Origin of the sequence: Caballeronia sp. LZ034LL (assembly GCF_031451215.1) — a bacterium.
Taxonomy (GTDB): domain Bacteria; phylum Pseudomonadota; class Gammaproteobacteria; order Burkholderiales; family Burkholderiaceae; genus Caballeronia.
Genome location: NZ_JARUXR010000005.1, coordinates 62478 through 71193, shown reverse-complemented (window position 1 = coordinate 71193; position 8716 = coordinate 62478). Strand labels below are relative to the sequence as shown.

At 56.7% G+C, this 8716-nt stretch carries 20 protein-coding genes; all 20 read right to left on the bottom strand.

Going from position 1 to position 8716, the window contains the following annotated elements:
- Nucleotides 1-13 precede the first annotated feature (13 nt).
- Complete coding sequence (locus tag QCE83_RS34505) at nucleotides 14-352, bottom strand: hypothetical protein (protein ID WP_309821313.1); 339 nt, start codon at nucleotides 350-352, stop codon at nucleotides 14-16.
- The gene (locus tag QCE83_RS34500) at nucleotides 349-702 is read right to left on the bottom strand and encodes an HNH endonuclease signature motif containing protein (protein ID WP_309821311.1); all 354 of its coding nucleotides are present in this window, start codon (nucleotides 700-702) and stop codon (nucleotides 349-351) included. The genes QCE83_RS34505 and QCE83_RS34500 overlap by 4 nt, the downstream gene beginning before the upstream one ends.
- Nucleotides 699-1022 carry a hypothetical protein gene (locus QCE83_RS34495; RefSeq protein ID WP_309821309.1) on the bottom strand — a complete coding sequence of 108 codons (324 nt, stop codon included), beginning with the start codon at nucleotides 1020-1022 and terminating at the stop codon, nucleotides 699-701. The genes QCE83_RS34500 and QCE83_RS34495 overlap by 4 nt, the downstream gene beginning before the upstream one ends.
- Nucleotides 1019-1324 carry a hypothetical protein gene (locus QCE83_RS34490; RefSeq protein ID WP_309821308.1) on the bottom strand — a complete coding sequence of 102 codons (306 nt, stop codon included), beginning with the start codon at nucleotides 1322-1324 and terminating at the stop codon, nucleotides 1019-1021. The genes QCE83_RS34495 and QCE83_RS34490 overlap by 4 nt, the downstream gene beginning before the upstream one ends.
- A gap of 2 nt (nucleotides 1325-1326) precedes the next feature.
- Nucleotides 1327-1680, bottom strand: coding sequence for a hypothetical protein (locus QCE83_RS34485; RefSeq protein ID WP_309821307.1), 354 nt, complete (start codon nucleotides 1678-1680; stop codon nucleotides 1327-1329).
- Nucleotides 1677-1928 (bottom strand): hypothetical protein, encoded by a 252-nt coding sequence (locus QCE83_RS34480; protein WP_309821305.1) that lies wholly within the window; start codon nucleotides 1926-1928, stop codon nucleotides 1677-1679. The genes QCE83_RS34485 and QCE83_RS34480 overlap by 4 nt, the downstream gene beginning before the upstream one ends.
- Nucleotides 1929-1936: 8 nt before the next feature.
- Entirely contained in the window at nucleotides 1937-2686 is a 750-nt protein-coding gene (locus QCE83_RS34475) for an ATP-binding protein (RefSeq protein WP_309821304.1), read from the bottom strand.
- Between the two features lie 27 nt (nucleotides 2687-2713).
- A complete protein-coding gene (locus QCE83_RS34470; RefSeq protein WP_309821302.1) occupies nucleotides 2714-3070 on the bottom strand; it encodes a hypothetical protein in 357 nt (118 codons plus the stop codon).
- Nucleotides 3067-3426, bottom strand: a complete 360-nt coding sequence (locus QCE83_RS34465) for a hypothetical protein (RefSeq protein WP_309821300.1) — start codon at nucleotides 3424-3426, stop codon at nucleotides 3067-3069. The genes QCE83_RS34470 and QCE83_RS34465 overlap by 4 nt, the downstream gene beginning before the upstream one ends.
- Nucleotides 3423-3731: a hypothetical protein gene (locus QCE83_RS34460; RefSeq protein ID WP_309821299.1), complete on the bottom strand. Its 309-nt coding sequence runs from the start codon at nucleotides 3729-3731 to the stop codon at nucleotides 3423-3425. The genes QCE83_RS34465 and QCE83_RS34460 overlap by 4 nt, the downstream gene beginning before the upstream one ends.
- A 383-nt stretch (nucleotides 3732-4114) precedes the next feature.
- Entirely contained in the window at nucleotides 4115-4360 is a 246-nt protein-coding gene (locus QCE83_RS34455) for a hypothetical protein (protein ID WP_309821297.1), read from the bottom strand.
- Between the two features lie 77 nt (nucleotides 4361-4437).
- Nucleotides 4438-5634 (bottom strand): DNA-directed RNA polymerase, encoded by a 1197-nt coding sequence (locus QCE83_RS34450; RefSeq protein WP_309821295.1) that lies wholly within the window; start codon nucleotides 5632-5634, stop codon nucleotides 4438-4440.
- 77 nt (nucleotides 5635-5711) lie between these two features.
- Nucleotides 5712-5885: a hypothetical protein gene (locus QCE83_RS34445; RefSeq protein ID WP_309821294.1), complete on the bottom strand. Its 174-nt coding sequence runs from the start codon at nucleotides 5883-5885 to the stop codon at nucleotides 5712-5714.
- Entirely contained in the window at nucleotides 5882-6115 is a 234-nt protein-coding gene (locus QCE83_RS34440; protein ID WP_309821292.1) for a hypothetical protein, read from the bottom strand. The genes QCE83_RS34445 and QCE83_RS34440 overlap by 4 nt, the downstream gene beginning before the upstream one ends.
- Before the next feature lie 72 nt (nucleotides 6116-6187).
- Complete coding sequence (locus QCE83_RS34435) at nucleotides 6188-6430, bottom strand: hypothetical protein (RefSeq protein ID WP_309821290.1); 243 nt, start codon at nucleotides 6428-6430, stop codon at nucleotides 6188-6190.
- A gap of 211 nt (nucleotides 6431-6641) precedes the next feature.
- Nucleotides 6642-7244: a helix-turn-helix domain-containing protein gene (locus tag QCE83_RS34430; protein ID WP_309821289.1), complete on the bottom strand. Its 603-nt coding sequence runs from the start codon at nucleotides 7242-7244 to the stop codon at nucleotides 6642-6644.
- Nucleotides 7244-7420: a hypothetical protein gene (locus QCE83_RS34425; RefSeq protein ID WP_309821288.1), complete on the bottom strand. Its 177-nt coding sequence runs from the start codon at nucleotides 7418-7420 to the stop codon at nucleotides 7244-7246. Before QCE83_RS34425 ends, QCE83_RS34430 begins: the two co-directional genes overlap by 1 nt.
- Nucleotides 7420-7590: a hypothetical protein gene (locus QCE83_RS34420; RefSeq protein WP_309821287.1), complete on the bottom strand. Its 171-nt coding sequence runs from the start codon at nucleotides 7588-7590 to the stop codon at nucleotides 7420-7422. Before QCE83_RS34420 ends, QCE83_RS34425 begins: the two co-directional genes overlap by 1 nt.
- A gap of 1 nt (nucleotide 7591) precedes the next feature.
- On the bottom strand, nucleotides 7592-7891 hold the full coding sequence (locus QCE83_RS34415) for a hypothetical protein (RefSeq protein WP_309821286.1): 300 nt from the start codon (nucleotides 7889-7891) through the stop codon (nucleotides 7592-7594).
- Nucleotides 7884-8528 carry a ParA family protein gene (locus QCE83_RS34410; protein ID WP_309821285.1) on the bottom strand — a complete coding sequence of 215 codons (645 nt, stop codon included), beginning with the start codon at nucleotides 8526-8528 and terminating at the stop codon, nucleotides 7884-7886. Before QCE83_RS34410 ends, QCE83_RS34415 begins: the two co-directional genes overlap by 8 nt.
- Nucleotides 8529-8716 lie beyond the last annotated feature (188 nt).

Here is an 8716-nt window from a genome sequence, read left to right as displayed (position 1 = left end):
CAATATCGTTGTCTTACTGTTCGGAGTCGCTATCGACTTGAGATTGAGGGGCGGCGCCGCAGTCGCATGGACCGACTCCGTGCCCGTATCCTCCAAGCGCGCTGCATCCTTGACGGTGCTCGATCGGCGTAGCCTCTCCGCCTTCTGTGGCAAGCGCGGAGGAGAGAGCGGTTATGGCGGCGTTAGCAATCTCTTCGATGCGCGAATCGTCATCAGCAACGCGCTGAAAATCGTCTTGACTCATCGTGCCGACATTCCATGCGTTCCAGACTCGCATGCAGTCGTAAGCATCCCCGAGGGCTTCCGCAATGGCATCTCGAACAGCTTGCTGTTGTTCATCAGTCAGTTTCATGCCTTTTCCTTGGCTCGGCTGGCTCGCCGGCGTTGATTCTTGATGTGGGAAACCAGCTCCAGGTGTACGGGGTTGCAGCACAGCCGGTTATTACACAGATGATCCACCTGCTTCTTGCCGGGGATGTAGCCGAAGTAGTGGGTGTAGACCACCAGGTGCACGGCCACGGTCTGCGCATTGAGACTCATGCGTCCGTAGCCACCACCCTTGCCTTCACCGCTGGTCGGACCTGTCCAGATGTGGCAGGGACTGGGCATCCCATCCATCTGGAATCCCCTGTCCACCACCAACACCCGTTCCATGATCCGTTCAATGATCGAGACACGGCGGTCAGTGGCGAGCGTGCTCATACCAACTCCAACCGGATAGGCACGACCTCCATGTCTTCCTTCACCCGATCCGGGATCGGAGTCGGCACCGGCAAGCTCTGGTAGTAGAAGCCACTGCCGTACTCGTCCGTGGACTCCCATTCCAGCTCAGCTTTCCACCTGCCCTGCAGCCAGGCGCTCAGTGCTCGCTTGGCCGACAGCTCGGTGTGAAACAGCCGGGGGTTGGGTCCATCACCGGAGCAGTCCACGGGCTGCAGATGCGAAGCACGCCACTGAATACGATCCGGATCGGGGATGAAGAAGCCAGTCGGCTTGTGCCGGATGGCGTAGAGCAATTTCATTCCATCACTCCCGTCAGTGTTTTCCAGTCCATGATCTGGATCTTGCGTTGGTTGTTCGAGCAGACATCAGGATTGCCTTCGACGATCCCGAACCAGCGGAGATACCAGCCATCTTCTGTCTCGGCTCTCCACATCTTTCCGGGATAAACACCTGACGGGATCGATGTCGAATACTCAGGCAGGCACTCAAAGGTTATCTGACTCATCACCGCATCGGTGTCGGACACCAAGATTTGGTCGGAGGCCGGCTGTATCCAGCAGCTTCCCTGCGAATCCGTGATCGGCGGGATGACGTTGCTCACGCTTACTCTCCGATGTATTCCAGCAGCTCGTCTGGCGACAGAAACTGAATCAGTCGCTGCATCTCTTCCAGCGAGATGGCCGGCTCGTTCTTAGGTGCGCCAGTACGATCGCTGCCCATGACCAGACCCCGTCCGGTGTACACCGACTCGGGATGCAGGGACGGCACTCTCCAGAACGAGTTCGGGTCGATGGGCTTGAGCAGACCCTCGTCATCGATGAAGATCGCATCGCCGTTGAGCAAACGCACCGCATCGATGACATTGCAGCCGAGCGTGACATAGATGTCCTTCAGCTCACCCGTGTGCTGAACTTCAGTCACGGTCTTGGCAAACGGATGGATGAAGAATGCTTTCATGCTGGCTCCTTGGGAATGGCAAAAGTGGTGACCGGATAGGGAATTGTGCACAGATGGTCGACCCAGAACTGACCCTTCAGCGAAGTCGTGACCGAGCCATCAGCGGGGCTCAGTTGTACCATGCCCTCGCTGAGTAACCGCTCCACCGCTGCATCGTGTTGCTGCGATATCCCTCGCGGCTGGAATTTGCCCAACACATGGGCATCCAGGAGTATCTGAATCTCGAGGATATTCTGGGGATAGCTCATCAGGAATCCTAGATGTCACGCATGAAAAATTGATGGATGACGCTGTTCAGCAGGCGAATGCCGATCGGTGTCACTTCAGCCTGCTGGCGCATCATGTCGACGATCATGCGGCTGGCCACCTTGTCGTTCACGTTCGGGTACAGCGCCTTGTACTTCTGGTAGAGCTCGACCTTGGTAATGTGCCTCTGCAGTTCGTCGAGCGGCACTTCGTCGGTGCAGAACACCAGCGGTACCCGGCCGATGAACTCGGTACGCAGGCCTGCATCCTTCAACCCTTGGAGGTTGTCGATGCGCTGGTTGCTGTAGGCGCCGGCGAAGATGAACAACGAGTTGTCGATACGAAACGGCTCGTACTTGCCGTAGTCGGTGAAGATCGAGGTGTACTTCGCTTCCAGTGCGGTCAGGAATTCGTCCTGAACCATGGAACGGAAGCCCTCGGTCTGCTCACCGTTGCGAGCGAACAGCTTGTCGAACTCATCCACGAAGATGATGTTCGGGCTCGTCCAGTTCTCACGCAGCTTGCGCAAAGCTTTCGACAACGAGTTGCCCGACAGACCTTCAGCCGTGAGCCCTGCTGCGTTCACCTCGATGATCGGCAGCTTGTACTCCTTGGCCGTCTGTCCGATCAAGTACGTCTTGCCCGAACCGCTCGGGCCGGTGAAGTGAAAGTGCGGGCGGATTGCCGCTTCGCTCTCGTGGAAGATCCTGAAGATGTGGTCGAGCTGTCGCACCACCCGTTCTTGCTGCGGGAAGATCATTGTTCTTGTCCTTGGCTCAGGTGTGGGTCAGCAGGAGCAGCTGAAAAAGTTGCTGCGCTTTTCTTGCGGGATCTCGATGCCTTTCAGGATGGCGAGCTTGTCCCAGAAAGTGGGGTCCGTGCCCTGTCCTTCGAACACACCGCCCTTGACGATGTAGTCACCGCCCCAACGATCCTTCGTGTCCAGGTGCGATTCGGCTGTGGTGATCACTTCAGCGAGGTCGAGCTCGCCATAGCGACCGTTTTCGTTGTCGTAGCTGCTGCGGATCTGATCGTTCAGATTCTCGACATACGCTTCGAGCCAGAGAAAAGCCATCACCTGCGGATCCTGGGCCAGTTGCCGGCCAAGGAACTCTTCATCGGGACAGGGTTGATACGGCCTCATTGCGACTCTCCGAAGGACGGGTGGCTCCAGACGTGCCGGAGGCTGGTGATCATGCGCGGATAGACGACGAGCCAGAACTTCTGGCCGGGCTGTACGAACTTGCTGCTCGGCAGGAACGGATCGACTTTGCCAAGCGGATTGATCATGACCAGCTCGCCATCGATCTCACGATAGTCGCTGGCCTGGTACGCCTTGCCGTTGTAGATGCCCACGTCATCGTTCGGGCGAAGACGTTCACCGGCTTCGATCGGCTCGACAGCCAGGTGAATCGCATCCCGTGCTTCGGGCTTGAAGTGGATCATGCCCAGCGTCTCGAGGGCGTCCGTGTGCGTGCTGCGCTTGTCGGCATTGCTCATGCTCGTTCTCCTTGGTTCCAGATTCTTGAAAGTTCATCCAACCAAAGAAAGCGATACAGCTGTACCTGCTCGCAGCTCATTTCGCCCAGGCGTACACCGCCTTCATTGCAGAGCCAGCCCTCGACGGTGCGGTGCTCGCCGAGGCGCAGATGGATCATGTTGATTGCCCACAGCGCTTGGTGCGCTGTGATGCGTCTCGCCTTCTCGGCACGGCCGATTGCGTGACAGATGTACTTCTCGGAGTACTTCACTCCGTTCGATCCGTTCCACAGATAGGGACGTGCTGCCTCGAAGGGATTGGCCATTTTCTTATGACTCCAACTTATAAAGGCGCTTGCAGTGGGTGCAAGCAAATATTGCAACTGAGATCTGTCAGAGCAATGGATTCTGCCAAGTCTGCCCTAAAGAGTAAACAGACAATTCAGATTTTTTAGAGCTAACTTGGTGGAAGCGTGAACGATGTACCGAGGTTGGTTTCCCTGTATTCTAGGGTTTCTATCCTCAGACTTTAGAGGTAACTTTGATGGGACGCAGGTGCGGTAAGTTATACCTGCGTAAGGTGTTGCGTTGAGCCGTGTAGTCTATCCGTCAGGGTAGACAAAGAATGTCCTGATCAAACGCCAACACTGCCATCTGTTCGAATCTTCGGACGAAACCCCACCGAAGTGGGGTTCCAGATAGTGAGTAATTACGTCTGCTCGCGCTGCTCTTCGATGGTCTCCGGCTGCGGCTCGGGTTCCTGCTCCTGAACCTGCTCCGGTTCCTGAGCGGCCGGCACCTTCTCTCGATCGGGATCATTGCGATCCGCATGCTCGGTCATCAGCTTGGCCACCTGGCTTGATGCCGGATTGCCCGGAATCGCCGGGTTGGCATTAGCTGCATCCTGGCCACGGGCCACCTTGTCCTTCTCGTGTTCGATCTGCATCTGATCCATCTCTCACCTCGTAAAAGTGGTGACCTCGGGATGAGGTCACCTGAAAGTTTACAGAAACAGTCTGATCTTATGTCAAATTAGGAAAGGGCATACTCCGTGTCCAGCACTTCCTGCCACATCTCAGGATCGATCGACTCGACTGTGATGTCCGTGCGCTCCATGATCTGGCGAACCAGGAACTGGAGCATGCGGCTCTTGGCGATCAGCGCCAGCTGAAGGTTGTACTGCTCACGCAGGTCATTGCCGTAGTTCGGCAGGCAGCGGAAGCAGTCATGGATGGTCATGATCTGGAATGGCTTCTTCGGCAAGCTCAGCAGCAGCTCACGGATCTCGACTTCATCGACCAGGTCGATGTTGTCGACGCGCAGATGATCCAGGATCCGGGCTGACAGGTAGCCCGACTCCTTGAAGTGCGCCCACAGCTTCATGACCATGGCGTCATCCTCGTCACTGCCGGCCGTGCCCACACCTTGCAGGGCATCCCAGACCATGGCGATTGCAGCCGGATCGTAGTTACAGCGGCGGTTCATCTCCCGCACGATCATGCCGTCGATCGAGTGGATGGTGTTGGCGCCGAGACTGCGGCCCTCCTCCACCGGCATATTCACGCGCTTGGTCACATCGATCGGCTCATCTAGGAAGTGGATGCGCTCTGTCACCGTGCCCATGACCTTCACGTGCACGTGGAAGTTGTCCGGCAGCACCCAGCTATTGATCAGCGCATTGGGGTTCCACATGGACAGGAACGCCTCGTTCAGCTCCCACGCATACGGGGCCACTTCCTTCATGGTCTCGTAGAACATGGTGAGTAGCCCGCCCTCACCGAAGACCAGCTTCGGGATGGCCTGTGAGCCATACAGCGCCGTCATCACAGCCTGCTTCACGTCCGAGCGCTTGATGCGCCCTTCGACGCCGATCTTGTCCAGCATGGTCTGGTAGATGCCGGTGTAGGCATCTTCCCGTGAACCAGTGGAGACGACATTGCACAGCTGTGCGGCCAGACGATCGCCACAGAGTGCAGCGAGGATCTGCAGGCCCGAGCTCGTCGCATCGAGCGAGATCGGATACCCGCATGCTTCGCCGGCCAGTGCCTTCTCGTAGGCTTGCACGCCTGCGAAGTACAGCGCCGGCGTCTCAGCCGTGGCCAGCATCTCATGCAGCTGGTCCTTGTGCGCTTCGAACCAGGCAAGACGCTCGTCCCACGTCTTCTTGTCCAGGCCGTAGTTGGAAGCGATGTCGATTTTCAGGTACTGCAAGCCCGTGAATTTCTGCATGATGGGTTACTCCTTTTGACGAACCAAAAGAAAAAGCCACCCGAAGGTGGCTTCATTGTTTGATGCAGTGTCCCTAGTCAGCGTGACCAGGTCTCGAGCAGCTTTTTGATCCAGTAAGCGTTGAACTTGTCATAGTCCTCGATGAGGGCTCGACGAATAGCAGTTCCTTCCGGTGTCCGGATGAGAATGTTCTGCAGGTTCGGTTCGCTTGGCGTGACACGCCCGGTTGGTGATTTCTTTTCCTGGCTCATGAATGTCCCCAGTCCTTTCGGAATTTGGCCAGCAGCTGCTGTAGCTGCGTCAGGTTGAACATGTCGTAGTCACTCACATCGACAGGCGGCAGCGGCTTGGCTGCGTCGATCTTGCTCAGCCGCTTGAGGATCGGTGCGATGCGTCGCTGGTAATCCTTGTGCAGCTCGTTGAGGATCCAGCGCAGCTCTTGCTCTTCGTTTTCGAATCGAGGGATGTTTTCGAGTTCCATGTGGGGTGGTTCAGGCTTCGCTTGAGAGTGCGCAATAGTCTGAGACAGATCCACCCGGATGTATACGTCATCTCATTGAGCGTGCTTCAGGTGCTCGATCGTGTCTCGCAGATCCTGGATCTGCTGCTCGACAGCGGCAATGCGCTTATTCACCGCGGCATCGTTCTGGGCACGGTCGCCGGCGTAATGCAGCACCAGGCCCATGCCGCCCTCGAGTGAGCCGACTTGCAAGCCCAGTTTCACGAAGGCTTCACGCATCTCTGTGCGCAGCTTGGCTTGGTCTTCCTGGATCCGAACCAGGATGGAATGAATCATGTCCGGCTCTGCCATTGTGGATAACTCCCCATGGAAAAGTTCATATTGTTAACGTAAACCTCTACATCGTTAGGGTGTCATCGGTGACACCTATTCCCCGCAAATAGGTCGCACAGCTGACACCTTTCCATGATTGGAAGGTTTCACCTGCGATACGTGTCACCCATGGCACCTATCGGATTGGTGCCACGCATGACACCTATTCGGCGAGTTATCCACTGCTGCGTTCCTGAACCTCTTCCAGACGCATCCGTAAGCTCTCCCGTGTCTTTGGGTCGAGCTTGTCCATATTCTCCATCAATGCCTGCATGTTGATCTGCGTGGCCTGATCGTTGAACTGGTTGAAATGCACCGTCATGTTCTCGATGTTGATGATCTTGGCGCCCTTGAAGTCGCCCGACATCATCACATGCTTGAGCTCGGCGACAGCCCCCCTCACGCCATCAGGCACGTAATCCCAGGTGGCATCGGCCACAGGCCGACCCTTGTCATCGGTGATACCAATCTTCTCCCTGAGCGTGTAGACGTTCTTACGCCCTTCCTTGGCTCGGGTGATGTAGCCCATGTCCTCCAGGGTGGTCAGCTCACGTAGCACCTGGGACTTGGACAGGCCACTTTTCTCCATGATCGTGTCGATGCCGGGGAACGCCCTGCCCGTCTTGAAGTTCGTGTGGCCCTTGATGATGCAGTAGATCATGAAGGCATTGCCACCCATCTTGGCAGCATCGCCTGAGTCCATCATCGATCTGAATATGTGGAACCAGGTGGTTTCGGCCTGGAACAGCTCGAACTGCTCCTTCTCATCCTGCACCATTACCACTCTCCCAGCAGGCCACCCAGCCTGCCCAGGTCGATGCGAATCTCCCGCTCCAGCAGGTACTGGGCAACATACAGAGCCAGGTCGAGCCCCTTCACGAGATGGTACTCACGGATCTGGTCCAGCATATTGCCCCGAACAGTCAACCGCCCTACTTCGCTAAGCTCTGTCATCACCACTCCCCTGCCATGCCGTCGAGCGCTTTCAGCGTGCGCTCGATCTGCTGACGTAGCAGCCCCAAGGCAGCGAAGTAGCGGTGCTGCCGACACCCATGCCAGTCGTTGATCGAGTGCATGAGGTTGTTGCGCATGATTCGTCGGATGATCTCTTCGGTGGGCTCCATCTCAGTAGCCCTCCTTTTCGGCTCGAGCAATGAGCTTGTCCACCTCCCGTTCCAATGCCTCGGCGACAAATGCCTTGATCACTTTGATGCGCTGCTGCCCTTTCAGCCAGCCGAGCTTCAGCTGCACCCGCTCAGGCACCTCGTAGTTCACCTTGACCCAGTCATCGTGCCCGTCCCAAGGACGCTTCCTTCCTTGGTTCAAAGCTTCCTTGATTTCTTCCTTGGTTCCTTGGGCAGTGCGAGCAGGCGTGGCATCACCCTTTTGAACGATATCGGTCTCTTCCCAGGCCATCTTAGGCATATGCCTTCTCCTGCACGACAGGGGTGTCGAAGCGCTCGACCACGAACTGCGCCAGCTCATGAATGAGGATGGCGCCAGTACCCTTGGTCTGCTCGGTGAGCGTCTGGCCGGTGTACATGCTCTGCCAGTAGCCATTCAGGTTGGGGATGACCTGTGGCATGACCTTGCCGAATGCGGCCATCTTCTTGACGGTCACTTCAGCTGCGCGTTTACCCTTGCTCTCGTTGAGCAAATAGTAGAAGGGTTGCTTGAGCTCCTCGCAGATGCGCACAGTCGACAGCGACGCCTTGATGTCACCCTTGCCGTGCTTGCACGGGATGATGACCATGTCAGCCAGCCGGATGGCTTCCCGGTTGATGTCCGCGGTCTGGGGTGGCGTGTCGATGATGAGCCACTTGAAGCCGGCCTTGGCCAGCTTCTTCTGTTTGGCTTCCAGCTCGGTGTAGTCCTCCACCTTGGCGAAGATGGGTGTCTCGGCCTTGCGGTCGTTCCACCAGTCGGCGAAGGTGCCTTGAGGATCGAGGTCCATGCACACGACTGGACCGTCATTGAGCGCATCAAGAGCGACTGCCAGATGCGCTGCATGCGTGGTTTTGCCGACTCCACCTTTGAGTGAAGCGAGCACGATTGTGTTCAATGTGAACTCCAATGAAGGTTGGTTCCTTGGTTAACATACACCAACCTTCATTGCTTTCATACTTGGAACCAAGGAAGAAATGTTCCTTGTCTAACTAATGAGGAGCTTCGTCCTTGAGTTTGAGCACAGAAGTACGAACACAGGCAGTGAGAGCTTCTTCAATGCCTGGGTAGTCCCTGTCCTTCCAT

What these genes read in the sequence shown, in the direction of transcription:
- QCE83_RS34455 (WP_309821297.1), bottom strand. Translation starts at nt 4,360, where the DNA reads ATGGATCAGATGCAGATCGAACACGAGAAGGACAAGGTGGCCCGTGGC.
- QCE83_RS34430 (WP_309821289.1), bottom strand. Translation starts at nt 7,244, where the DNA reads ATGGTGCAGGATGAGAAGGAGCAGTTCGAGCTGTTCCAGGCCGAAACC.
- QCE83_RS34415 (WP_309821286.1), bottom strand. Translation starts at nt 7,891, where the DNA reads ATGCCTAAGATGGCCTGGGAAGAGACCGATATCGTTCAAAAGGGTGAT.
- QCE83_RS34485 (WP_309821307.1), bottom strand. Translation starts at nt 1,680, where the DNA reads ATGAAAGCATTCTTCATCCATCCGTTTGCCAAGACCGTGACTGAAGTT.
- QCE83_RS34440 (WP_309821292.1), bottom strand. Translation starts at nt 6,115, where the DNA reads ATGGAACTCGAAAACATCCCTCGATTCGAAAACGAAGAGCAAGAGCTG.
- QCE83_RS34460 (WP_309821299.1), bottom strand. Translation starts at nt 3,731, where the DNA reads ATGGCCAATCCCTTCGAGGCAGCACGTCCCTATCTGTGGAACGGATCG.
- QCE83_RS34420 (WP_309821287.1), bottom strand. Translation starts at nt 7,590, where the DNA reads ATGGAGCCCACCGAAGAGATCATCCGACGAATCATGCGCAACAACCTC.
- QCE83_RS34480 (WP_309821305.1), bottom strand. Translation starts at nt 1,928, where the DNA reads ATGAGCTATCCCCAGAATATCCTCGAGATTCAGATACTCCTGGATGCC.
- QCE83_RS34505 (WP_309821313.1), bottom strand. Translation starts at nt 352, where the DNA reads ATGAAACTGACTGATGAACAACAGCAAGCTGTTCGAGATGCCATTGCG.
- QCE83_RS34475 (WP_309821304.1), bottom strand. Translation starts at nt 2,686, where the DNA reads ATGATCTTCCCGCAGCAAGAACGGGTGGTGCGACAGCTCGACCACATC.
- QCE83_RS34435 (WP_309821290.1), bottom strand. Translation starts at nt 6,430, where the DNA reads ATGATTCATTCCATCCTGGTTCGGATCCAGGAAGACCAAGCCAAGCTG.
- QCE83_RS34465 (WP_309821300.1), bottom strand. Translation starts at nt 3,426, where the DNA reads ATGAGCAATGCCGACAAGCGCAGCACGCACACGGACGCCCTCGAGACG.
- QCE83_RS34470 (WP_309821302.1), bottom strand. Translation starts at nt 3,070, where the DNA reads ATGAGGCCGTATCAACCCTGTCCCGATGAAGAGTTCCTTGGCCGGCAA.
- QCE83_RS34425 (WP_309821288.1), bottom strand. Translation starts at nt 7,420, where the DNA reads ATGACAGAGCTTAGCGAAGTAGGGCGGTTGACTGTTCGGGGCAATATG.
- QCE83_RS34450 (WP_309821295.1), bottom strand. Translation starts at nt 5,634, where the DNA reads ATGCAGAAATTCACGGGCTTGCAGTACCTGAAAATCGACATCGCTTCC.
- QCE83_RS34500 (WP_309821311.1), bottom strand. Translation starts at nt 702, where the DNA reads ATGAGCACGCTCGCCACTGACCGCCGTGTCTCGATCATTGAACGGATC.
- QCE83_RS34495 (WP_309821309.1), bottom strand. Translation starts at nt 1,022, where the DNA reads ATGAAATTGCTCTACGCCATCCGGCACAAGCCGACTGGCTTCTTCATC.
- QCE83_RS34445 (WP_309821294.1), bottom strand. Translation starts at nt 5,885, where the DNA reads ATGAGCCAGGAAAAGAAATCACCAACCGGGCGTGTCACGCCAAGCGAA.